The following is a 24655-nucleotide window of genomic DNA, read 5'->3' as shown; positions in this document are numbered from 1 at the left end:
TAATCACCTTTTTCTACTTTCTACTAGTTATCATTTTACCGAGTTCCCGTGCTGTATCTCTTGCTAGTGCCGTAACAATTGTGCCTTTATTGACGACAATTTCCTTTTCCGAAATATCAGCCACGTCTTCAGCCGACAAAAGTTTTTTGGTGAATTCAAGCGTCTCTGGAATACGTACTACTGGATCAGGTGACTTCGTTGTTTCCGTCGTCGCTTGCATAGGTACCGTTTCTTTTGCGTCATTTGGTTTCACCAGACGCCCAATCGACCCCTGTGTAATGAAACCTGCATTTGCTTCATCGGTATCGATATGCATTTCAAGACGATATCGCTCATTCACCCGAATGCGTACATTGCGGAATGAAATAGATCGGACTCCATCTGCTTCCACTGTGACATATTCCCCGTCTACCACGCCAAAGCGCGTAGCATCTGTAGGTGCCATATGGATATGCGCCTGCGCAATAATCAATCCTTGGTCTATATGCACACTACCTTTTGGTCCAATTAGTGTAATCGGTGCAGATCCTTCTATATTGCCGGATTCCCGAAGCGGAGGCTTGACGCCGAGTTTCATAGCATCCGTAAAGCTGACCTCAACTTGGGTCGCTTTGCGGACAGGTCCTAAAATACGTACGCGTTCAATACTGCTTTTAGGTCCTGCAATCATCACCGTTTCATTCGCGGCGAATTGGCCCGGCTGTGAGAGCTCGGACCGCTGTGTCAATTCATACCCTGCGCCAAATAATACTTCCACATGTTCAGGCTGTAAATGTACGTGACGGGCGGAAACCGCAATGGGAACCGCTCGTTCCGGCAATTGAACGGGACTTTGCCCTAGCTGTCCAAGGATCTCTCCGACAATCTGCTCAATCAATTGCTGATTCATTTAGTTCACGCCTTTCTACTATGTCAGCAGTGATTATTCGCTTTTTGGTAACATCAGTTCTAATTCATTATGTGGTCTTGGGATAACGTGAACAGATAGTAATTCGCCCACACGTTGTGCAGAAGCTGCCCCTGCATCTGTTGCTGCTTTTACTGCGCCTACATCGCCACGTACCATAACTGTTACGATTCCACCGCCTACATGTACTTTACCTACTAAGTTTACGCTTGCTGCTTTCACCATTGCGTCTGCCGCCTCAATTGCCCCGATTAATCCTTTAGTTTCTACCATTCCTAATGCTGTACCTTCTCTATTCATAATAAATTCCTCCTACTAGTGTTTTATTTTGTAAGTTGTTTAACGATTTCACTGACTAAGTTCTGTACTAATGCTGGATCAATGTTGCTGTTTGTTGAAGCTGATACATTGTTCATCACATTGGATACAAGCTGATCGTTCGAGCTTTCTACTGGCTCTGAGTGCTTCGGTAACTGTACTTCCTTCGTGCCGTATGCCATCCGCTTAATGTTCAGTAAATGCTTAGCTGTAACGTTGTCTGATGTGATGTTGCCGCCGTATGTTCCGCATCCTAATGTAAATGATGGCATTAAGCCTGTCGTACCGCCAACTGCTCCAATGGACGACATCGTGTTGACCATAATACGTGAAACCGGCATTTCCATAGCAAATTCACGAGCGACTGCATCGATTTCCGTATGAAGCACCAAGCTGTGTCCACGTCCACCAAGGTTCAACAAGTCAAGACATACTTCTTTCGAATGTTTCACACCACCGACAATATACATAGCGAAAATCGGTGATAATTTTTCCAATGAAAACGGTACATCCTTGCCCACTTTTGTTTCCATCCCGATAATCAAGCGAGTACCTTCCGGTAAAGCAATACCTGCCATTTTAGCGATGAACTGCGGGCTCTTGCCAACCACTTTCGGATTCACCTTACCAGGCACCGGGGAGATGACACCTTCCATAATCTTTTTCTCTTCATCTGATAAAATATATGCGCCATTTTTCTTCAACTCACGCGTAACGAGATCGACGACGTGCTTATCGACAACAATTGCTTGTTCTGTTGCACAAATTGTACCGTAATCAAATGATTTACTATCGACAATATCTCTTACCGCTTTTTCAATCTTCGCCGACCGCTCGATATACACTGGCACATTACCAGGACCTACGCCGTACGCCGGTTTACCTGAGCTATACGCCGCTTTGACTAGTGCACTACCACCTGTTGCGATGATTAGATTGACATCTTTATGCGACATCAATTGCTGCGTTGCCTCCATTGAAGCCAATGTAAGACACTGGATCAAACCTTCCGGAGCACCTGCCGCAACCGCTGCTGCATCACATACTTTTAATGCTTCATGTGTACATTCAACTGCATATGGGTGAGGACTCACTACAATAGAGTTTCGTGTTTTCAACGAAATCAATGTTTTGAAGAATGCCGTCGATGTCGGATTAGTCGTCGGGATGATGGCGGCAACTACACCGAACGGAGCAGCGATTTCCACCACTTTATTCAAATGGTCTTCTTTGATGACACCGACTGTTTTCAAGTCCTTGATACTTTCATAGACATCACGAGAGCCAACTTCATTCTTGATTTTCTTATGAGCTGCTACCCCCATACCCGTTTCATCTACTGCCATTTGCGCGAGGCGACCGGATTGTTCAAAGGCCGCGTCAGCTACAGCTTTAACAATCTTGTCTACTTGTTGCTGAGTATAGCCCATGAATTTCTCTTGTGCTTCTTTTGCAGTTTGGACGGCCGTGCGCATTTGTTGCAAAGCCAATAAATCATTATCCACTAATTGAACCAAATCAAAACACTCCTTTCTGCATGCTGAACTATCAATAACTTAACGGATGATCCGCCATGTTCTGTATCGCTTCCCGGAACGCATCGGCTGCTGCCTTACAAGAAGATTGACTACCTGTCAGCAGACCACCGCCAAAGTTTGTTTCGGAGGGAGGTGAATAGAGTACACAAAGTGTGACGTCTGCGGCTTTTAAAGCAGCATCCAAACCGATAACGGCTTCAACAGGCGGTGCAATCAAGTATGCCAACGACTGTCCATCTGGTACATTCGCCATGTCAGCTAAATAGCTCCCGCAGCTGGAGATAGTATGCGCATATAACACATGATCTGGATTTCCGTTAATCGTTTCGAAATAGGCTTCATGCTCTATCGTTATACGAATTGAATCCAGACCGCTTTTCACTTCTTCCGGCGACGAACCCGCAATGATTCCAATAAACTCACCGGATAGCGGTCCAGAAGAATGGGCTGAGCCCGCGTAAAAGCTTTTTGCGTAGACCACTTCCACATCACTATGCTTCGTTGCTGCATCAATTGCTGTATAGCCGACGTCATCAATTGTCGTCGTCACTAAACCCAAGCTCCGCTGGTTAGGCTTCAATTTATACTTCTCAGCAAGTTCCGGACTGACGTTTGAAATAACTTGCATCGACAATATGTCTGCATAGATTTTCATTTGTCCTCCCCCTTCCTTAATTTTCTTTTTGAACAAGCGATACACCACTCGCTTCATATTTTAAGATTTTCTGAATAATTGTTCCAAGGAATGCGCCTGCTTCAACAGGTGGAATTCCGCCTTTATGGATATTGGAGATGACCATGCGATCTGCTTCGATCGTGCCATGTCTGGGTTTATAGCACATATACGCACTTAGTGACTCTGCGGATACAAGACCTGGACGTTCACCGATCAGCATGACCACAACATCGGGTTGCAATAGCTCTCCGATATCATCCATCACAGCAACTCGCCCCTTATCGACATAAAATGTTGTGCCCATCTCGATATTCAAGTTGTTAAGTGATTGTTCCAATGACAAGTAGACGTCTTCCAAATTTTCTTCAATTGCTTTCGCACTCAGGCCATTTGATGCAACGATCTGTACGACGGGTGATTTCTTGCAGCGCTCTTGGATCAGAGACTTTGACTCGTCCGAAAGCTTTCTACCCAGATCCGGGCGTCGAATGTATTCTTCTTTATCTGCTACTCGGGATTGCACTTGAAATAACCCCAGCTGTTCAAGCAAGTTATCCGGAACTTCACCGTAGACCGCGTCGACTGCTGCCGCATGATCCAGTCGGAACTGTAGCCACGTCTTTGTTTTCGGACGTGAACCTGCTCGCCCAACCCCTATCCTAGCCGGTGTTTTCTTGCGATATTCTGCTAGCTTATCTTCTTCAGAATCTATTTTGGGTTTTGACTTCGTTTTACCATACGCCGTCGTTGGCTTTGGCTTTACAGTGGAAACATTCCGCTTCAGCTCTTCTGTCGTACTATGGAATGTCACCTCTCCACTAGGTGAGTTTTTTACTTTTTCCACTTCCACATGTCCAATAGGTTGCTTCGAAAACAGCTCTACTTTCTGATTGGTTGTTGGCTGCTGTACTGTTTGACTACTACTTGCAGCCTCCAGTTTTTCCACGACCATTTTTGTGATTTGCTGAATTAATTCTTCATTCAAGTCCATCCACCTCCTATCGATTGAAGAGTGTGAGATCCCCGGCACGTTTACTCAGCATGCCATTTTCATAAATCCCCATCTTTTCAAGCCATTTCAAGTATTCAGGCGCTGGTGTTTTGCCCATTGTCCGAAGAACCGTCGCCACGTCATGGTAGCTCATAGATTGGTAATTCAGCATAACGTCATCGCCCATCGGAGCTGCGATGATGAAGTTCACACCTGCCGCTGATAATAAGATACTTAGATCTTCAATGTCATTTTGATCCGCTTTAATATGGTTCGTATAACAAATATCTACACCCATCGGTAGTCCGTGTAGCTTACCCATGAAGTGATCTTCAAGGCCAGCACGGATTACCTGCTTGCTGTTATATAAATATTCCGGTCCGATAAATCCGACAACCGTATTGACGATGTACGGATCATAATGTCGTGCAAAACCATAGTTACGTGCTTCCATAGTTACTTGATCCACGCCATAATGGGCTTCAGCGGATAGTTCCGACCCTTGCCCTGTTTCGAAATACAATGTTTGTGGGCCGGTACCCGTCCCCATTTTCAGTGAAAGATCTTTCGCTTCTGCAATTAATTCCGCTGAAATACCAAATGAACGATGGGCTTTTTCTGTTCCCGCGATACTTTGGAAAATCATATCCGCAGGCGCACCTTGTTCAATTGCTTTCATCTGTGTCGTTACGTGTGCGAGCACACAGTTTTGCGTCGGAATTTCCCATTCATCAATGAAATCTTTCGTTGCATTCAACACACGCTTTACACTCTCTACGGAATCATCTACGGGATTGATCCCAATTACCGCATCGCCGATACCGTAAGACAAGCCTTCTTTTAACGAAGTGATGATGCCATCAATATTGTCTGTTGGATGATTCGGTTGCAAACGGGAAGACAAAGTGCCTTTTTGACCGATTGTAATATTACATGTTGATAAGATTTCGATTTTATTGGCCGCGTGTACTAAGTCGAGATTGGACATTAGTTTTGTGACGGCTGCGATGACTTCCGAAGTCAATCCGCGGCTGAGACGCTTTAATTCACGGTCTCCTACTTCATTACTCAAAATGTATTCACGTAATTCCGCAATACTCCAGTTCTGAATTCCACCGTAAACCTTCTCGTTTATATCATTTTCAATAATAAGTGACACTTCGTCGCTTTCAATCGGAATCAGTGGATTGTTACGGATATCGCTTACAAGCAACTCACTGACAACGGTTTTGGCAGCAATTCGTTCTTGCACCGTTTCCGCTGCAATTCCTGCGAGGCGATCACCAGATTTCTCTTCATTCGCTTTTGCTAGTACTTCTTTCAGGTCATGGAACACATATCGTTCGCCGCCTAGTGTAGTGGATAAGTTCACGTACGAGACCTCCTTTACGTTGCGTGGAAAGTCAAGGTTTTTACGACGACCGGTACGACGCCTGATGTGAGCGCATTGCCGATATCGATGTAATCACCCGTTTCCACATTGATTTGATCTATGCAAATAATGCTTTGTTTCACGTGTAACGCTGCTAATGTTTGACCAATCACTTTAGCATGATCGGATTGAATGACCAGAATAATCGGTTGCTCCGGACATGGCCGCTCGTTCATAATTTGAACAATTGCTTTGGCAAGCTTCTGCACATCGCGAAATCCTAGATATGGAAGGTTGGATAGATAGAGCGCAAAGTTTTGCCCTTCTTTTGCAGAGTCATATAAAGTAACTGCCTGCTGTACCGCATCTTCGAAGTGGAGTAGTCCTGTTTCGAGATTTTCTTCAAAATCATATTGGTAAATCGGGATGTTCTTTAATGGCAACTCATGTGGCGCAACTTGTATCGTAGCCCCGCTAATTTCAGTAGTCTGTGTCCCAGCTCCCAATACAGTCGCTCGTACAGTTTCTACTGGCTCCTGCCAAGTAAAGTGTTGCAGTGATGTGTTTTGCAGTAGCGCTTCCGCGAGTTGAATTCCAATATCGTTGTATTGTGCTTCTTGGACTTCATCAGTCGCATGATGATACATACATTCGGAAATACCACCTGAAAAGACAATCGTATCGACCGATTGTAGCCAGTTTGGTTCATGACCGAGTAACAGCACTTGATCTTGTGCATGGACTTCTTTTTTCAACATGCGTGCCACCGCTTCGGCCATATACGTTGTTACGAATGAAACGGCTGGTGCATTTTGCTGATCACCGACTTGTAACGAATAGCCTTGGTCTTGCAATAACCGTGCGACTGGCGGTGAAATTGTACGGACTTTGCCGTTTTCAAATTCGATCAATCTGCCTCCTATATGCATCGTGCAGGTGCCAAGAAGTTGTTTGTCTTTGAACACTGCAATATTAGCTGTTCCTCCACCAATGTCTATATTGGCGACTACCTGGCCACTTTTTCCAGACCATTCATAGCTACCTGAACCTTTCGCTGCGATGATGCCTTCTAGGTCAGGGCCTGCCGTTGCTACGAGAAAATCACCTGCTTCATCAGACAAAAGATGTAACATTTCACTGGCATTTCGCTTGGTAGCGGTTTCACCCGTAATAATGACAGCTCCTGTTTCAATCTGAGAAGGTTGAATTCCTGCTTTGTTATATTCTGAGCGTATAATCTGTTGAACACCTGCTACATCAATTGTCACTGCATCTTGCAATGGCGTTCGAAACACCGGACTTTTGTATAGTATTTCTTTGTCTGTAATTTCTATTCTTGGCACATGTGTTGCGCCCGCCACATTACGTAGGGAAAATCGACTGATAATCAGTTTCGTCGTGCTTGTGCCAATATCAATTCCTGCACTGATAATTGTTTCGTGCTTATTGAAATTGCTCACTCCCACATCCCCCTTCTGATTACTTCCTTCTAAGCCTGTCGGAGCTAGACGGCGTCCTGCGCTTTTGATATAAAAAAGACGCCTTTACAAACCCATGGATTTTCCCACGGGATGTAAAGGCGCCTTTGCCGTTTTTATTTACTTGTATGAAATTTACTATATCAAATTCCTACCTACCTGTAAAGAAGATTAGCCTAGAAAAATCAAGTGCTCGTCGGCTGTTGACTCGACGTAATGACGCATCGCTTGAAGGTCGTTCAGCTTTGTCAATTCCTTAAGATGTCGGATTCCCATGCCCGTTACAGAAGAAACCATGACGATGGGTCCTTCGCTCATGACAGTGTTTAGCATGCCAAGCGAACGGTCTATATCAGCTTCCGGGAGATCGCATTTGGTGATGACACCAATCGGCAATTTTGGGATTCCCATGCTGAAACCTGGTGGAAAGATAATCTTTTCGCTCGTTGCATCTTGCAAATACAGTACGTGCGTCACTTCAAGCGCGGTAGCCATAATATTTTTGTAGAACATTGGATTTTCTGTGTATTCTCCCGGAGTATCAACAATCCAATCATAATAACTGAGCGTTTGCGTTTTGAAAGCTTCTACTTTTCGGCCCAATAAAGCATTCGTTAATGTAGACTTTCCGGCTCGTACCGCACCGATTAGCATTGCCTTGTTTCGCATCGTCCTCACTCCTTATGATTTTGTAATTTCAGATGGTGTATAACTTAACTTCTCCGATAAAAAACGATTAATCTCAAGCATAGCCATCTCTACTTCTGAGACACTGCCTACAATGACGAGGCTACCTGTAAATCGATCAAGAAATCCAATGCGGACATTCGCTGCTTTCGTCGCCAAGTCTCCTGCAATAATGACTGTTTCACTTGGTGTACACGTAAGAATACCTAAGGCGCCAGCTTCCTGTATACCTAACTTCTGAAACATATCTGGATCAGGATTAGCAATCAAATGACTAAGTGTAATCTGTTTTCCTGGAACGAATTCCTGTATAAACCGTTTCTTTTCTTCGCTCATCATACACACTCCCTGTTTATATTTTTATGCTTTAACGGCAGGAGTTTCTGTTTCAGCATCTTCGTACTCGCCTTCGCGAATAATTCCTGCTTCACGATCTTGCTTTTCCAACTTTAATGCTGTTGGTACAGACAGCTTGAATGCAATGATAACTGCGATGATTCCCGCACTCAGTTTACCTAGTATAACCGGTAAAATAATATTCGGCTGGAAATTCGCTGTGAAAGATAAATGATCACCCAGCAAGAATGCCGCGCATACTGCGAATGCGATATTGATAACTTTGTCTTTCGGTCTCATATAACGAACTAATGAGAACATCGCCAAGATATTTGCGACAGTCGCAAGTAGACCAGCACTACCTTCAGGTGAAAGTCCAATCTTCTTTCCTGCGGCTTCCAAAGGTGTTCCCATATACTTTCTGATCAAGTAAATCATTGGGAATGCACCTGCTAACATAATACCAATATATCCGGCCGTTTCAAGCGCACGGAACTGATCGGCTTTATCCGCCATAATTGGATCGAATCCCCAAACACCAAAGATTTTAGTGAAGATTCCTGTAAATATTTCAACGATAGAGAACACTAACACAAGTTTAATAGCTGCATCCATCACACGGCCAAACAACATAAATCCGTTAATCATAATGCGCGGGATGAACTTCAGTCCTACCGCAATTAATACAACAAATAGTAATAATGGCAATAAATTTATGAAGATCTGTAAATAACCAATCGCAAACTCATAATTAGATGTTGCAGTCGTACTGATTACATCACGCACATCCGTATTGAACAAGACAACTAAAACAGACGAAATGAAAGCACCGATTGGAATTGTCAGTACACCCGACATGATACCAAGCGCCATATATTTATGGTCCCGTTTATCAAGCATTGCGAGACCCATTGGAATGGAGAATACAATGGTTGCTCCCGACATGAAACCGACGATTAACGCCATGATCCATCCTTCATTTGTTACTTTTAACGCTTCCGCTAACTGATATCCACCCATATCTGAAGCTAGAATCGTTGTCGCGGCAATTGCCGGATCTGCCCCGATCGAGTTAAAAATTGGACCAATAAATTTACTGATGAACCACGTTAAGTATGGAATCGATGCCATAATCCCTGCTGCGGGCACGAAGATATGTCCTACTGCGTGTAATCCAGACATAAATTCCTTACCTAATCCTTCTTCAGGATTTCTTATTGAAGCAAATGCCCCTGCAATTGCACAGGCCATGATGATATATACAATGACTGTACCAATCATTTCCATCTAAATTTCCCCCTCTTACTATCCTATTGTGATATTATGTTCGTGCATTAATTCACTAGCCACCACCTTTAAATCTTTATACAACTCGCGAAAAGAATACAAAAAGACGCTTAAAGAATGTATCTCTTTAAGCGTCTTTGCTTAGATCTATTCACTTGTGCAAATCTATAATTTCCATGGCAAGTGACTCCATTGTCATTTGCCGTGACATACTTGTATCACGCATTTTTTTAAATGCTTGTTGCTCGGTTAAGTGCTCTGTACTCATCAGTATACCTTTTGCCCGTTCCACAACTTTCCGCTTTTCCACTTGCTGCTTCGCGTGCTGAATGCTGTCCTTTAGCCGCTTGGCTTTACTGGATTGGTGAAGCGCTACCTCAATTGCAGGAATTAAATTAGCTTCAGAAATAGGTTTAACTAAATAACCGACCACACTGTCTTGCTGGGCTTTTTCCACAAACTCCTTTTGACTGTACGCGGTAATGATTAAAATTGGTATATCCAATTGCTCTCCGATGATTCGGCTCGCTTTCAGCCCATTCATCTTCGGCATTTTAATATCCATCAAGATCAAATCAGGTTTATGCAAAAAAGCCAACTCGATCGCTCTGTCTCCGTCACCAGCTTCCCCAACGACTTCATAGCCATGGTCTTGCAAGGTCATTTTCAGGTCCATGCGAATAATTGATTCATCTTCCGCTATCAAGATTCGTTTACTCATCAAAAGTTTCCACCTCCGCACCCACTGGAAAACTAATTACTGCATGAGTCCCGACTTCCCTAGGCACATATAGAAACTCACCATTCAAGTCATTGGTTACCAAATTGTGGATAATTTCCGTACCAAGCGAAGTTTGCGGATTCTTCATTCCAACGCCGTTGTCGGAAACATGAAGTTCCACAAAATCATGATCTACGATAAATTCCACATCAATAATCCCTTCTTCTTTGCCTTGAAATGCATGCTTTAAGGAGTTTTGTATGAGCTCATTAATGATCAGTGCCATTGAAACCGCTTTCTTAGATGTTGTTATTATTTTATTGTTATTTGGCTCAATAATCAAGTCTACTTTTAAATTGTATTCATTTAGCACCATCGTGGAACAAATTTTCCTTGTTAAATTTATAATATTTACATCATCGTCGTCTGCATCTTCCTTCGTAAGGATAATTTCATAAACTGAGGAAATACTGTATATCCGGTTAAGCGTTTCCTCAAAAGCAGATCGATTTTCAACCGGCATACCATTACGCATTTGCAATCTTATTAAGCTTGCCACAGTTTGCAAATTATTCTTAACTCGATGATGAATTTCTTTAATGACGACGGATTTCATCATCAATTCTTTTTCCTTTGTTCGAAGTTCCGTAATATCCTGGACAATCAACAACGTTTCTTGAGATTTGTTCTTTTCATGCATCCTTATTTTTTTTACAATTAAGCTTTTATCTTGAATCGTCATCTCAAAGACAAATACATCTTCTTTCTTCTCATACACCGCATGCAAAAACGGTAATATTTCCAACAAGTTACGATTTAGTACATCGTCCCTGCCACTCATTTCAGAAATCAGTTTCAAACCTGAAGGATTCGCGTATATTAACCGATTACTAGCATCCGTTAAAATAAGCATTTCCATCAATAAGTCTGAGACTACGCCAAGTCCCGAATTCGTCATTTGGTCTTCCGCCGTTTCTGTAACTACCGAAAACCTTTTGATGTCGTCAACCGATTGCGGTGAAGTGACTCGTTTCTCAGATACCAATACACCGATCACTTGATGAAATGTGTTCTTAATGGGTACTACAGTCTGATGCACAAAGATACCTTCTTGTGTCATTGCCTGCTGTATGATGGATTTCTTCCCGTTACGATAGGAATAAAATACACCTGGCTCAAAAGATTCAAAAACAATCTTTCCAATAACTGAGTTATTATATAGCGGTGTACTACCAACTGGAAAAGCTTCCGCAACGACAATCGCCTGATTACTTGGTTTTAATTTACAATCGATAAACATATACGAATCAGATAGATCTGCATAGGTTTGTAAGCTAAACGCCATCTCCTGAAGTATTTTCACATCTTGACTAGTCAGTTCCGTGTGCTGTTTACAAAGTTGTTCTACTGTTGCTTTTATCAATACGCCACGACCTTATATCGAGGAATGCTACTTCCCCTACTTTGTAAAAATAGTATAGGACGGTTAGCGAGAGAGGTCAATTGACAGGTTCGATGTCGACCAATGTTTTTCAAGGAATTCATCCACCTTTCTCTTATACGCTTCCTGATCCATCACGAATGCTTCACCGTGATTGGCATCATCTACTAAAAACAATTCCGTATCGCTTTTTGTCTTCTCATACAGCTCTTTTGTCATCTCTGTCGGCACGAACGTATCCGCATTACCATGGATATATAGGATCGGTACAGTCGCACGCTGAACCGCGCTCAACGCATCCGCCTCCTTCAATGAATATCCTGCTCTGGCGCTCGTCAGTAAACTCATATTGTCGAGTAAAGGGAAGGCCGGTAAATGAAACATGCGATTCAATTGATAGGCAAAAAGCTGATAGACAGATTGATACGGACTATCTGCGATAATTGCTTTTACTTGTTTCGGTAGGCTTTCACCGCTCGCCATCAATACCGTTGCAGCACCCATAGACAAACCGTGATAGAGCACTTGTGTGTCAGGATCCATTTCTTCGGCAAGCAACTTCGTCCAATCCATCACATCTAGACGATCAGGCCAACCGAATCCATAATAATCACCACCACTTTTTCCATGTCCTCTAGCATTTGGCAGGAAAATATTATAGCCGAGTTCCTCATAATAATATTGACCGTATAACCCCATCTGTTTGGCATGTCCTAAATAGCCATGTGTCAGAATCACCAATTTGTCGGTAGGCTGTTTAGCAGCTAAGAAATAACCCATCAAATCTACACCATCTCTTGAAGTCATATGCATTTCTTTAAACTCCTGTTTATCTACCCAAACTAGCCAGTCTCCATTTAAAAACACGTCCATAGTTTCAGCCGATACTTTCAAATCTGCGTTGCCTGTTAGGAAATCTTTCGGTCCACGCTTAATCGCCAAGTTATAAAAGAATAAACTCCCTGCTATTTGAAAAACGACGAAGAAAGCAACTAGTAAGACGATAACCTTTTTCCATCCAATTTTCTTCATTTTATATCCTCGTTCTCTTTGTATAAGCATTTACTCTTAGTATACAGCGAATGTGAAGAATGCGTCAGGTCTATTTCATGAGAAAAACCCCAGTAGTTGGATTAAAACTACTGGGGAACGCCTCATTCACTATTTTCGTATCTTACTTCTTATTGTTGTTGTCTGGCTCAGTAGCCTTATCTGCCCGTTTGTAATCTTTGGCATACAACACTTCCTGTGCGGATGAAAGGCCGTTGTTCTTATCAGTCAGTGTTTTGTGTGGCTGTTTGTTTTCACTCAATTCTCAACACTCCTTTCCATCTTACCTTTAGTCTTCCACAAATTCATGATATTAAACATAGAGAGTCAGTTATCGTTCTTTGGCTTTCTTGATGAAACAACGTATACTAACTGCATAAGGGGCTGATCAACATGAATTTCCATATGACAAAACACGGTTTTGATACGGAGACAGAATTCGGTACATTACACATTTCATCAAATGAAGAAAAAGGGTTTCGGCCTTATCAGCTGATGGTTGCATCGATCGCAGCTTGTGGTGGCGGTGTCATGCGAAAAGTCCTTGATAAAATGCGCATGCCAGCAGAAGACATTGCAATTGATGTAAAAGAAGTGGTGCGTTCTCAGGATGACGCCAGTCGATTGATGAAGATTCACCTTCACTTTACTGTTATCGGATCGAACGTTACAGACGAAAAGATGCCCAGAATCATGGAGCTGACGGAGAAGAATTGTTCTATGTTACAATCCGTAATGGGTTGTATTGATGTTGTGAAAACATACGAGATTGGTACAAAATAAGTTCCAAAGACCCGACAAGAGAGTTCTCCCTTTTGTCGGATTTTATGTTTAAAGGACCTTATTTTTCCATTTATAATTCTGTATAATGAATAGAATACCTAAAGGAGGTCTACCTATATGAAGAATAAACTAATCGGGTTGTTAGCAGTTTTCTTGATTTTCGCAGCAACACCATTCCAGGCACAGGCTGCCACACAATTTTCTGACGTAGACAAGCATTGGGCAAAGAAAGAAATCATGTATTTAGCTGACCGTAATATCATCGGAGGTTTTCCAGACGGTACCTTTAAGCCAAATGATCCCATTACACGGGCGCAGGCATCTTCCATGCTCATAAAAGCATTGAAAATTCCATTGGTTAAAAATCCTACAGTGCAATTTAAGGACGTCTCGAAAAAATCTTCCTATTATCAAATTCTAGCAACAGTGAATGAAAAAGGCATCATGCGTGGTGATAATGGTTTCATGCGTCCTGGTGAAGATACTTCACGTGCACATATGGCTGCGATCATTCGTCGTTCATTTAACATACCTGTCGATAATCAAGCAACATTTGTGGACGTATCCCCGACACATTGGTCATTCCCTGATATTAACGGGATTGCCAAAAAAGGAATCACCGGTGGTTCAGAAGGTAAATACATGCCGACTAACTCCGTTACACGTTCTCAGTTCTCAGCATTTTTAGTGCGCGCATTAGACGACTCTATGAAGCTAGATGACTACCATTCTTATGTAAGTGTTAAAGGTAAAACGATTGAACAAAACGGCTTTATTTATACCATTGTAAAAGATAAAACATCTACTAAGTTATTTAAAGAGAATAAAAAGGCAGGTACACGTTCAGCAATCTTGGATAGCGCGACTATGCCAGATAACGGAATCAACCGAATACTGCTCATGTCCGGCTATCAAATGGTCCTATACAATGATGAAATATTTATTCCGTATTGGAACTCGATCAACGCAGGAAATAAAATGCCTGCAGGTTATAACTTAGTGAAATTAAATCTTAATGACTGGAGTTATACAATTGGTAGTATTCCAATCGATCAAAAGTTCCGTAATATGTTCATTTGGAACGATCGGATCTACTATACACTTGAAAAGAACATGGACCGTGTTTTCGATTCCAAATTCGATCCTACTACTCCATTGGATGATCCGTTGACGCTGTATTCAGTTGCAATGGATGGGAAAAACAAAAAGACCTTATTGAACTTTAACGCGCGTGTTATTTTCGATGAAGTGGAAGCTACTACGAAAACCAATCAAGTAAGTCAAAACAATAAGTCTGTAGCGTTCGATCTTTCTACGATGTATTATTTCAACAAATCAGGTGTGTATAAATATAATCTGTTAGATAAAAAGACAAGCAAGATTTCCAATGTTCTTGCGAAAGATATGGAAGTTACCGCCACACAGTTAATCGTGAGGGATCAAGCAGGTAAGAAACATACACTTAAGAAATAAAAAACGGCATGCCTCTAATCTTGCGGCATGCCATTTTTTCTATTGACCTATAATAAGCTTAGCAACCATCCGAATCAATAATTGTCCAATAAAAAACGGGATAGCTGTTAGCAAAATGACAAAGTCTCGACCAAATGGCTTGAACCATCCACCATCGTCTGAGATGAAATTCATTGCCAACACTAGAGATACTATGGCTGTTATCATATTCATAAGCAACATGTAACGAACCTTTACGGTACAAGATAAAATACCTGATATCACAATGTATAAACCAGGGACTACTACTAAATACGCAGCCTCTTCTCCCTTCATATACTGACCATACTCATAGAAATGAAACAGAAATGGCGCTGGGATCAGACTCATAACGAGCCATACTATATTTAAATATCGTTTCACCATTAGTTCATCACTCCAGTTAGCTAAGGGTAAAAAATGCACTGTTTGCTCAATAAGATTATAAAACCTTCACATTCCTGACATACCCGCAACGACTACAAAAGTAGTCCACAAAAAACGATCCCAATAGCTAAAACTGCGAGTGCTCTTTATGAAATAAGTACAGTCGTAAGCCAACTTTTTTCTACAGGGCTTTTAACGATTGAAGAATGAACGCAGTTCCTACCATTCCGGTTATGAAAGTTCGTGCAACACCTATCCAATACTACGTCAATCCGTAGCCTCAATAGGCCATACTTTGAAATAAATCACTTAGAAAAATACACCTGCTGCGCATAGGAAAGCGAGCATGATAAACACTAGTTGTTTCTGTTTCCTTGCATAATGTATATCCTCTTTTCATTCCACTAGACTACCGTTTTCACGGCTTCTTCACCGGCACGTAACCGACTTTCTCCACCAATTCCTGTCCTTGTGGTGAATTCATCCATTCAATGAACTTTTCCACATTCGGATTTTCTGTCCCTGCTGTGACGACATAAAACTCAGATGCAATTGGATATTCATCACTTCGTATGGTTTCTTTCGTCGGCTCTACTCCATCGATTGCAAGCAATTTAATCTCCTCATTGCCTACCATTTCCGTTGAGTAATAACGGAAGGTATAGCCAATGGCATTTTCATAATTTCGATACTTTGAGACCTCCGATATGATACCACCCATTCCTTCGGCCACATTTTCTTTTGGAGCATCCATAATCGGAATATCCCCCATCAACCGTTCCAAGCCTGTTTGACTACCACTGTCTGCCGGTCGTTGGAATGCACGGATTGGCTCGCTTTTCCCTCCAACTTCTTCCCAATTTGTGATTTTCCCCGCATAGATATCTTGAATTTGTTTTAATTCTAGCTGATCAATGGGGTTCTTTTGATTGACGAAAAAGACAAATGCCTCTCGACCTATTGGCGTTAATTTCAACTCAATACCTTGTTTCTTCGCCGCTTTCATTTGGGCGTCTGAAGGCCCCGCTGCAAAAATCATATCTACCCTGCCGGAAAGTAGATTTTCATAGGCAACAGGTGTTGTATTGACCATTACTTCACTATCATATGGGTTGTATTCTTTTCTAGGATAGACTGCCTGAACAAACGCTGCATACAGTGGATATAGCGCGGTAGCTCCGTCTACTCTGGGTAAATCATCCTTCAGTTCGAGTGTAGCGGCTTCATCGAGTACAGCAAGCTTTGATTCCTGTCCAATGGTAAACGGTTCATAATAACGCACCTCTACTTCGGCATCCACTGTCGAAATACTTTCCTTATACATATGCATGACTGGCCAAACTGCCGCTCCGATTATAACTACTCCAGCAATAGCACCGAACGACCGTTTTCGTTGTTTCGTGTTGAAGAAATGAAAAATCATCATGACGATCCAAACATATAAAATTATCACCGCACTTAGTGCTAACGGAATATAGTGAATCCATCCCATTAACAATAAATATAACAATCCAATTCCTGTGAAAAATAGTAACGCGATGAATAAAAGTACCGCAAATGCTATAGGTGCAACCATACGCGTCCCCCCTTTTATTTTCCGCTCAATTCCTCCAGTCGATGCCACGCCTCATCTTCATCAAACGAACTGTACCAACGATAATGCTCTTCATCCAAAATACGAAAATGCTGGCTAATTACGTTTTGCTGTAAACGAAAACGTCCTTTTGTTTCCAATTCACGCCACCACACTTTACCGCCCATCGATTGATCCATTCGACGGTCAATACCGTCGTGTGCGATTGTTTCCAGTACTTCTAGTGGATCTCCGCCGACTGTTGCTTGCAGTACTTCACTTTCACGAAATAAAGCACAGACTGCTATAACGGCTGTCCAACTAGCCATTGCTCTTGCTTTTTCAATTTGAATCAAGGTCTTTTTGGAAAGTCCCAGTACATCCGCCATTTTTTGTTGGGAGTATTCTTTCTCCAATCGGATCACTCGTAACTTTAATGAAATCAGCTCTATTAATTGTTGTTGATTCACAAAATCACCTCGTAGTTACAATTCATATCTATTGGTGTAATATTACACCAATATAACTGTATAAGCAAATGAATTTTCAAAATTCTCCGTTAACCTTGCATCTATCGATTCTTTCTTAAAATTATGATAAGATTTATTGACTTTGTGATTTAGTAAAAGAAACGAGGACTCTTATGAAACAGCGTGAACAATGGACATCCAAGATTGGTTTTATTTTAGCAGCTGCTGGCAGTGCCATCGGTTTAGGTGCAATCTGGAAGTTTCCTTATATGGCCGGTACGAACGGCGGCAGCGTGTTTGTGCTGTTATTTATCATTTGTACATTATTGATCGGTCTACCCATTTTATTGGCTGAGTTTGTCATCGGACGAAGAGGACATGCAGATGCCGTGACTTCTTTGAAGAAATTATCAACCGGACGCAGTTGGGGATGGGTTGGATGGATGGGGCTTGCCTCTTCTTTCATTATCTTATCTTTTTATAGTGTTGTCGGGGGATGGATTTTATCGTATTTAGCTCGAGCCTTTACGTTTACATTAGGCGGGCTGGATTATGGTGAGTTATTTAATACGACGATCGCGAATCCATGGGAAGTATTATTGGCACAAGCATTATTTATGGCGTTGACGATTTTCATCGTTCAAAGCGGGATTCGTGGAGGAATTGAACGAGCTAGCCGCTGGATCATGCCTTTATTATTCTTGTCATTCATTGTATTGGCAATTCGTTCGCTAACACTAGATGGTGCAATGGAAGGTGTGCGTTTCCTATTCGTACCGGATTGGAGTTATCTTAACGGAACTACATTCCTTGTTGCGTTGGGACAGGCATTTTTCTCACTGAGTGTCGGTGTGACAGCGATGATGACCTATGCTTCCTATCTATCAAAAGAGGAGAAACTTGGCCAGTCCGCGTTTAATGTATCCATCCTAAACATCGGGATTTCGATTCTAGCAGGACTTGTTATTTTCCCAGCCGTTTTCGCATTAGGACATTCACCGGAAGCAGGCCCAGGTCTGATTTTCGTCATTTTACCGGCGATTTTCAATGAAATTCCGTTCGGCAGTGTGTTTTTAATTATTTTCTTTCTCTTAATGCTGTTTGCCACACTGACTTCTGCTATTGCGATGCTCGAAATTGTAGTTTCTACAGGCATCCGTAAAAAGCATGATAGAAGAAAACGCGCTTCATGGGTGTTTGGCGGACTGATCTTTTTGGTCGGAATTCCAAGTGCACTATCATTTGGCTTGCTGTCCGATGTAAGTATTTTCGGCAATTCCATTTTCGATTTTGCCGATTTGCTGACGAGTAGAATTGCGATGCCGCTCGGGGCATTGGCCGTGTCTTTATTTGCTGGCTTCGTGCTGACGAAAGAGGACACAGCGGAAGAGTTAAGAATGCATCCAGCTCTTCACTCGTTGTGGAAAGTGATTGTACGCTATTTCGCACCTATTGCAATCGTCGTCATTTTCTTTACTTGGGTTTTAGGTATGTAAAAAGCACGCTGGAGAACTAAACTTCTCCGGCGTGCTTTTTCTTTATATAATCTTAGAAAGTGAGTGAGTGGAAAGGCACCGTTGATCGACGTTCCAGGCGGTCGCTTTCCCACGGCCGTGGCTTGAGCTTCTTCGTGCGGACTCAAGGCGCACGCTAATCCATCGGGAGCATTCCACTTACGATCAACTGATTATACTAGAGATAATTAAGCTTACATTGCGATCACCAACTGACTTAGCTTGTTTTCTTACTTATTAGATTCAAATACGAATACATAAGGTTTTGTCATTCCACTTTATCAGTCACGAAAGAGACAGTAGTGAAGCGGAGTGGAAGGCGGCGACTCTGGGAGGATCAGCTCGACAGGTGAGACCACTAAAGGAGCAAAGCGACTAGGGGGCTCGCCGCGGGCCCTCCAGAACGCGTCCGCCTGGAACGCAGTGTAACGACTTTCTCTCCTTCAGCCTTTCTTTTTCACTAAATATGCTTCATAAGTGCTCCCACTACTTGCGTCAATCCTGTCAAATCGTCTTCCGCAAAGCGATCTAGTTCAGGACTGTCGATGTCGAGAACCCCAAACACTTCTCCATCTTTAATCAGCGGTACAACAACTTCGGAACGAGATGCTGCATCGCATGCTATATGACCTGGGAACGCGTTGACGTCCGGTACGACTAAGCCCTCTCTTGTCTTCGCAACTGTTCCGCAAACACCTCTACCGAGCGGAATACGGATACATGCCGGCAATCCCTGGAACGGGCCGAGAACGAGTTCATCGCCATCCATCAAGTAAAAACCAACCCAATTGATGCGATCGAAAAATTGATTGAGTAATGCAGATGCGTTGCTTAAGTTTGCGTATAAGTTTGGCTCTCCCGATACTAGTGCATCCAACTGTGTTGCAAGTTGTGCGTACTTCTCTTGTAGGTTATTGGAGTAATCAATAGGTGTGTACATACTAATTCCCTGCTTTCTGTGTATAGTTCTTACTTTCATCATACACAGAATAATAGACTTGGAAAAGTAATCGAACTTCATTCCCTGTTTCACATCAATCTAATTTCACCCTCAGTACCTCACCGGTCACCGCATCTAATTTGACTTCATACTTATGCCCTTCTGCTGTGCGAATATCCACTTCATATATCAACATACCGTCGTCAAATTCCAGTTCTGATTTGACTACTTCACCGGGTACTCTTTGTCTGGCAATTTCGTTTGCCTGCTCCATTGAAATCCTACGATACTGCGGATGTTGCCAGTGATTCATCCAATACTCACTTTGCTGATTCAATGAACGATCCCTCCTATTTCTTTCTACGTTGTTACTCTATGCGAAAGAATGATAAGATGCCCCACAGCCAAGCCTGTCGTTTACGCAAGAAAAACGGATTATTTCCGAGGAAATAATCCGTTTTTGTCAGGCAGTCTGTGCAAGAATATTCTTTTGTTTATACCGCATCCAAATAATGAGCGGAATAAGTAGTAAGGAAATATAGGTTCCGAGAAAACTTAACATGGAAAAACCTAAGAACGCCACGACAATTCCCGATGCAAGTCCACCTACTGTTCCTGCTAGTGCGACAAACACGTCGATGCTTCCTTGGATCTTCGCGCGAGTTAACACATCAGTAGAATCGATAACAATGGCCGTTCCACTGATTAATCCGAAGTTCCAGCCCACACCTAGTAATATGAGTGATGCGGACATCCAGAATATCGATCCGCCTGCTACATAGGCTGCGAGAATACCTGCTAACGCAAGTGTCACGCCCGAAGCTACAACCATAGTAGGTCGTCCAATCCGGTCTACTAACACACCCGTAAAAACGGACGGTAAATACATACCCGCTATATGTAAGCCGATTACCAAACCAATACCTGATATCTCAGCGCCATGGTGCTGCATATGGACAGGGGTCATCGTCATAATAGCCACCATGACACCATGCGACAATACGAGTACAATGCCTCCTACCCAAATCCCCATCCTGTTGGCTGTATGGTGATGAGCAACATGTCCTTCATTAGACTCTCCGCGTTCTTTTTGTTCAGCCAATTCTATCTCACGTGCAACAAGTAAAGGATCCGGTCGTAAAAACAGTAAGAATGTCAGCCCCGATAATACGTAGGCGACACCTGCTAGTAGAAATACGCCGGTCAATGAAGGGATACCGATGAAATCTGCAACATACCCCATTGGTAAGACGAGATTGGGTCCGGCTACCGCACCAACTGTGGTTGAAACTAGGGCGACACTGACCGCAGTAGCCCGCTGCTTTTCATTCGCGAGATCTGTTCCAGCATAACGAGCTTGTAGATTGGAGGATGTACCTGCCCCATAGATAAACAGAAAAATGAATAAAACAGCAAGACTTCCGGTCATCACAGCAAAGATCACACCGAATGCTCCTACGCCACCAGTAATAAAGCCTGCACCGAGGCCGAGGCGACGACCGTAACGCTGAGATAACCTGCCGACGAGATAGGCAGAGAATGCGGAACCAAAAGTAGACAGCGCAATCGGCATACCGGCTAAGCTTTCATTCCCCGTCATGTCTTGGATTAATAGCGCACCTACTGTGATTCCTGCTGCAAGTCCGGCCCCACTAAATATTTGGGAAATGATCACGACAAGTAAGGAGCGCTTATACAATTGCTTTTGTGCTGCTTTAGATTTTGTATAGTATGAATAATCTTGCCGTCTCAACATGAAATTCCCACCTTTTTTATTACTACGTAATGGATTTGCAAGTTAATTGATTTTTTACACTTTATTTATCTTATCATACATTAGTCAAGACAAAGAGGGGGCTTTTCCGTACACGAAAACAAGCAGGCCTTGTTTTGCTAGGCCTGCTTGTCCTTTCATAGTGTAAGATTTTATACTAGCGGAGCAATAAAAATAGGATGATCTGAGAACTTTGCTATTCGCGCTTCACCTTCATGTACCCATTTTTCATCGTATACAATAGGTCCGTCTTTATCTTCCGGTGTCTGGAACTGTTCGAGGCCGACAGTAGCTAATACAGGGCTGTCATCATTATCCAATCCAATATTTACTACATGATTGATGATAAATGGTACGTCAAATTCGATCATTACGCTATCTTCATCGAGCTCACCGTCAATTACGTGAAAAGGTATTCGCAAGTAGATCGTATCGCTACCGTCCTGATTCAAGATGGTGTCCAAGCTTCCGCGGTCGAAGTCCCAGTTGTCTCCCATTTGGATGTCATGTTCTATGAGTATATTACACGTATCTCCAAACAATTTTTTCTGGCAGATTTGTTTTAAGTTCGATCATGGCATCCCCTCTTTTCTATGTTAGTTTTTCTTGATGAATGTCTGGTTGATGATAGTTTTAAGAATACCCTAGTTAGTTGTCTGACAAACTTTTCTAGTGGTCTGAATGAATAACATTAACCAAAAGTGAGAGTTTCTTTGATCTACGCAGGCGGACTGCACTCAACTCATTTTATTTTTACGCAAAAAAAAAGACTACCCAACAGGATAGTCTACCTTCATTTATTTCATTAGCTCTTTATACCGTTTCAAGCATTCTTCATACGCTTCTTGCACGGTTGCAGCCTCGATGACGTCTTGGCCAGTTGTAGCGAAGCGCGCAACGGAGTGTTCGTATTGTGGGTCGTAGTAATGAGTCAATAGCTGTTCTACAGCTTCCGTGAAACGTCCATTTTCCAGATCTTCCTGGATTTGTGCCGCGATGGGTTGGTGGATGCGTTTGCGAATTCTTGCAAATGCTTCTAGAAACAGATCCGGTTGTTTTTCTGGTTCGTACTCGGAAAGGATTTCTTCAACCCGCGCTTTGACCGGCAGTCTAATAATCCACTGCGGACTCTGGCCTTTTTTCTCAAACAGTAGTTCCGGCATATGTACTTGTCCTATGCGTTTGCTTTCACCTTCTATGAAGATATATGGTTTATTTTCATACTTCTCCAACTTATCTGCAATTAGCAATTCAAATTTCTTCTGGTTGTTCGGCTTTACACCGATTTGTCCGAATATCGAACCTCGATGGCCTGCCATACCTTCTAGATCGATGACCGGACAGCCGTCTTCCATTAGCTTGTGAAGAATCTTCGTCTTGCCGCTTCCTGTATAGCCGTTTAGTACAAGCAATTTAGGTTTGATTGGTTCTTGCAGTTTCGCAATGACCCACTGGCGATATGTATGAATCCCGCCACTGATTCGGCTTGAGCGGATTCCCATCAATTCCAGTACGGTCATTGCCGTTTTGCTTCGCATGCCACCACGCCAGCAAAACACAGTGATTTGCGTGTCAATTTTCCTGAACTCCGCAATGAACTCGGGTAGTTTTTTAGAGAAAATAGCCAGACCGTGATCCATTGCGGCTTGTTTTCCTACTTGCTTATAAAGCGTACCCACTTCCGCACGTTCTTCATTCGTGAAAATCGGAATGTTAATACTGCCTGGAATAGTTGCTTCCTTAAACTCTTTCGGAGAGCGTACATCGACTAATGTATGTGAATGATTTTTCTGTAATTCGAGTGCGTCTGTCAATGTAATATCTCGTACCATGTAATTTTCCATCTCCTTGATTTACTGCACGATAATTCGACCGTTATGTTCATCGGTTACTTCTCCAATAATATGCGCATCGACTCCCGCTTCACGCAATTGTGCATGCAAACGATCTGCTTCATCTCCAGCAACTGATACAAGCAAGCCACCAGAAGTTACCGCGTCACATAAAATCCATCTGCCGATTTGATCCAATGATTCTGGATATTCTACCATATCTTCTATATGTGCAAAGTTGTTTTTCGTACCGCCCGGAACCGAACCGGCTTCTGCTAGTTCTCTTGTACGTGGTAATACAGGAACTTTCTCGTTATCGATTCGCAAGCATACGCCACTACCTGTTGCCATTTCAGAAGCATGTCCAAGTAAGCCAAAGCCTGTTACGTCTGTTGACGCATGAATGCTGTAATCATCCATTACTTCAGCCGCCGTTTTATTGAGTGTTGTCATCACTTTTGTCACGTGAATTTCTTCTTCTTCAGACAATAATCCGTTTTTCAACGAAGTAGTCATGATACCTACGCCAATCGGTTTTGTCAGAATCAAACGATCACCTGGTTTTGCCCCTGCATTTGTGCGAATCTTGTCAGGATGTACCGTTCCAGTTACTTGCATACCGAACTTTGGCTCCTGATCATCAATGGAGTGGCCACCGACAAGAACTGCACCAGCTTCTTTTAATTTGTCAGCAGCTCCGCGCAAGATCTCCGTCAAGATACTGCGGTCAAGTGTATGGATCGGGAATGCGACGATATTCAACGCTGTAATTGGTTTACCGCCCATTGCATAGACATCACTGATCGCATTCGCCGCTGCCACTTGTCCAAAATCATATGGATCATTGACAATGGGTGTGAAGAAATCGAGGGTCTGCACGATAGCAGTCGTATCATTTATCTTATATACGCCTGCATCGTCGCCTGTATCCAATCCGACAAGTAAATTAGGATCCGCGAGACCGGGAGGCAATGTACGTAGAACTTCAGCTAAATCAGCGGGTCCTATTTTACATCCGCAGCCTCCTTTTGAAGATAATGAAGTGAGTTTTACAGTAGAATTTCGCATTACGGATATCAACCTTTCAAT

At 42.7% G+C, this 24655-nt stretch carries 26 protein-coding genes; 3 read left to right on the top strand and 23 right to left on the bottom strand.

Features of this window, described 5'->3' with window-relative positions; all coding sequences use genetic code 11:
• Window positions 1-13: 13 nt before the first annotated feature.
• The 14 genes from pduL to CSV80_RS09950 form a co-directional block, all read right to left on the bottom strand.
• Complete coding sequence (gene pduL, locus CSV80_RS10015) at window positions 14-889, bottom strand: phosphate propanoyltransferase (RefSeq protein ID WP_029053413.1); 876 nt, start codon at window positions 887-889, stop codon at window positions 14-16.
• A 33-nt stretch (window positions 890-922) separates the two neighbouring features.
• On the bottom strand, window positions 923-1207 hold the full coding sequence (locus tag CSV80_RS10010; protein WP_029053414.1) for a BMC domain-containing protein: 285 nt from the start codon (window positions 1205-1207) through the stop codon (window positions 923-925).
• Window positions 1208-1230: 23 nt separating this feature from the next.
• Complete coding sequence (locus CSV80_RS10005) at window positions 1231-2700, bottom strand: aldehyde dehydrogenase family protein (RefSeq protein ID WP_233201566.1); 1470 nt, start codon at window positions 2698-2700, stop codon at window positions 1231-1233.
• 73 nt (window positions 2701-2773) lie between these two features.
• Complete coding sequence (gene eutL, locus CSV80_RS10000) at window positions 2774-3418, bottom strand: ethanolamine utilization microcompartment protein EutL (RefSeq protein ID WP_029053416.1); 645 nt, start codon at window positions 3416-3418, stop codon at window positions 2774-2776.
• 16 nt (window positions 3419-3434) lie between these two features.
• Window positions 3435-4430 (bottom strand): ethanolamine ammonia-lyase subunit EutC, encoded by a 996-nt coding sequence (eutC, locus tag CSV80_RS09995; RefSeq protein WP_369802821.1) that lies wholly within the window; start codon window positions 4428-4430, stop codon window positions 3435-3437.
• Between the two features lie 7 nt (window positions 4431-4437).
• Window positions 4438-5802 (bottom strand): ethanolamine ammonia-lyase subunit EutB, encoded by a 1365-nt coding sequence (locus tag CSV80_RS09990; RefSeq protein WP_099670717.1) that lies wholly within the window; start codon window positions 5800-5802, stop codon window positions 4438-4440.
• 14 nt (window positions 5803-5816) lie between these two features.
• Window positions 5817-7262 carry an ethanolamine ammonia-lyase reactivating factor EutA gene (locus CSV80_RS09985; protein WP_099670716.1) on the bottom strand — a complete coding sequence of 482 codons (1446 nt, stop codon included), beginning with the start codon at window positions 7260-7262 and terminating at the stop codon, window positions 5817-5819.
• A gap of 189 nt (window positions 7263-7451) precedes the next feature.
• Window positions 7452-7949: a EutP/PduV family microcompartment system protein gene (locus CSV80_RS09980; RefSeq protein ID WP_029053420.1), complete on the bottom strand. Its 498-nt coding sequence runs from the start codon at window positions 7947-7949 to the stop codon at window positions 7452-7454.
• Window positions 7950-7961: 12 nt separating this feature from the next.
• Entirely contained in the window at window positions 7962-8303 is a 342-nt protein-coding gene (eutS, locus tag CSV80_RS09975; protein ID WP_029053421.1) for an ethanolamine utilization microcompartment protein EutS, read from the bottom strand.
• A 24-nt stretch (window positions 8304-8327) separates the two neighbouring features.
• Complete coding sequence (gene eutH / locus CSV80_RS09970; RefSeq protein WP_099670715.1) at window positions 8328-9590, bottom strand: ethanolamine utilization protein EutH; 1263 nt, start codon at window positions 9588-9590, stop codon at window positions 8328-8330.
• Window positions 9591-9741: 151 nt separating this feature from the next.
• A complete protein-coding gene (locus CSV80_RS09965; protein WP_029053423.1) occupies window positions 9742-10311 on the bottom strand; it encodes an ANTAR domain-containing response regulator in 570 nt (189 codons plus the stop codon).
• Window positions 10304-11734, bottom strand: a complete 1431-nt coding sequence (locus tag CSV80_RS09960) for a sensor histidine kinase (RefSeq protein ID WP_029053424.1) — start codon at window positions 11732-11734, stop codon at window positions 10304-10306. The genes CSV80_RS09965 and CSV80_RS09960 overlap by 8 nt, the downstream gene beginning before the upstream one ends.
• A gap of 63 nt (window positions 11735-11797) precedes the next feature.
• Entirely contained in the window at window positions 11798-12784 is a 987-nt protein-coding gene (locus CSV80_RS09955; protein ID WP_099670714.1) for an alpha/beta hydrolase, read from the bottom strand.
• Window positions 12785-12926: 142 nt separating this feature from the next.
• Window positions 12927-13064 (bottom strand): YfhE family protein, encoded by a 138-nt coding sequence (locus tag CSV80_RS09950; RefSeq protein WP_099670713.1) that lies wholly within the window; start codon window positions 13062-13064, stop codon window positions 12927-12929.
• Between the two features lie 131 nt (window positions 13065-13195).
• Between CSV80_RS09950 and CSV80_RS09945 the strand changes: the two genes are divergently transcribed.
• Both CSV80_RS09945 and CSV80_RS09940 read left to right on the top strand, forming a co-directional pair.
• The gene (locus CSV80_RS09945; RefSeq protein WP_099670712.1) at window positions 13196-13585 is read left to right on the top strand and encodes an OsmC family protein; all 390 of its coding nucleotides are present in this window, start codon (window positions 13196-13198) and stop codon (window positions 13583-13585) included.
• A 117-nt stretch (window positions 13586-13702) separates the two neighbouring features.
• Window positions 13703-15058 carry an S-layer homology domain-containing protein gene (locus CSV80_RS09940; RefSeq protein ID WP_099670711.1) on the top strand — a complete coding sequence of 452 codons (1356 nt, stop codon included), beginning with the start codon at window positions 13703-13705 and terminating at the stop codon, window positions 15056-15058.
• 39 nt (window positions 15059-15097) lie between these two features.
• On the opposite strand, the gene CSV80_RS09935 is transcribed toward CSV80_RS09940, so the two are convergent.
• From CSV80_RS09935 to CSV80_RS09925, 3 genes are all read right to left on the bottom strand, one after another.
• Window positions 15098-15463: a hypothetical protein gene (locus tag CSV80_RS09935; RefSeq protein ID WP_099670710.1), complete on the bottom strand. Its 366-nt coding sequence runs from the start codon at window positions 15461-15463 to the stop codon at window positions 15098-15100.
• Window positions 15464-15881: 418 nt separating this feature from the next.
• Window positions 15882-17039 (bottom strand): PstS family phosphate ABC transporter substrate-binding protein, encoded by a 1158-nt coding sequence (locus CSV80_RS09930; protein WP_099670709.1) that lies wholly within the window; start codon window positions 17037-17039, stop codon window positions 15882-15884.
• 14 nt (window positions 17040-17053) lie between these two features.
• Entirely contained in the window at window positions 17054-17506 is a 453-nt protein-coding gene (locus tag CSV80_RS09925) for a helix-turn-helix transcriptional regulator (RefSeq protein ID WP_099670708.1), read from the bottom strand.
• 173 nt (window positions 17507-17679) lie between these two features.
• Here CSV80_RS09925 and CSV80_RS09920 point away from each other — a divergent pair, with 173 nt between their 5' ends.
• On the top strand, window positions 17680-19002 hold the full coding sequence (locus CSV80_RS09920; protein WP_099670707.1) for a sodium-dependent transporter: 1323 nt from the start codon (window positions 17680-17682) through the stop codon (window positions 19000-19002).
• A 478-nt stretch (window positions 19003-19480) separates the two neighbouring features.
• Here the strand turns inward: CSV80_RS09920 and CSV80_RS09915 are convergent, their stop codons facing one another.
• From CSV80_RS09915 to selD, 6 genes are all read right to left on the bottom strand, one after another.
• Window positions 19481-19960: a GAF domain-containing protein gene (locus CSV80_RS09915; protein ID WP_099670706.1), complete on the bottom strand. Its 480-nt coding sequence runs from the start codon at window positions 19958-19960 to the stop codon at window positions 19481-19483.
• Window positions 19961-20054: 94 nt separating this feature from the next.
• Window positions 20055-20297 (bottom strand): PepSY domain-containing protein, encoded by a 243-nt coding sequence (locus CSV80_RS09910; protein ID WP_199083962.1) that lies wholly within the window; start codon window positions 20295-20297, stop codon window positions 20055-20057.
• Window positions 20298-20423: 126 nt separating this feature from the next.
• Window positions 20424-21716, bottom strand: coding sequence for an MFS transporter (locus CSV80_RS09905; protein WP_099670705.1), 1293 nt, complete (start codon window positions 21714-21716; stop codon window positions 20424-20426).
• Window positions 21717-21886: 170 nt separating this feature from the next.
• Window positions 21887-22276 carry a YugN family protein gene (locus tag CSV80_RS09900; protein ID WP_158231881.1) on the bottom strand — a complete coding sequence of 130 codons (390 nt, stop codon included), beginning with the start codon at window positions 22274-22276 and terminating at the stop codon, window positions 21887-21889.
• 255 nt (window positions 22277-22531) lie between these two features.
• Complete coding sequence (gene mnmH, locus CSV80_RS09895; RefSeq protein ID WP_099670703.1) at window positions 22532-23566, bottom strand: tRNA 2-selenouridine(34) synthase MnmH; 1035 nt, start codon at window positions 23564-23566, stop codon at window positions 22532-22534.
• 21 nt (window positions 23567-23587) lie between these two features.
• Window positions 23588-24634, bottom strand: a complete 1047-nt coding sequence (gene selD / locus CSV80_RS09890; RefSeq protein ID WP_099670702.1) for a selenide, water dikinase SelD — start codon at window positions 24632-24634, stop codon at window positions 23588-23590.
• Window positions 24635-24655: the final 21 nt, after the last annotated feature.

This window comes from Sporosarcina sp. P12(2017), from assembly GCF_002743035.1.
GTDB lineage: Bacteria > Bacillota > Bacilli > Bacillales_A > Planococcaceae > Sporosarcina > Sporosarcina ureae.
The sequence above is the reverse complement of the archived record's forward strand: the minus strand, read 5'-3'. Positions and strand labels throughout refer to the sequence as shown.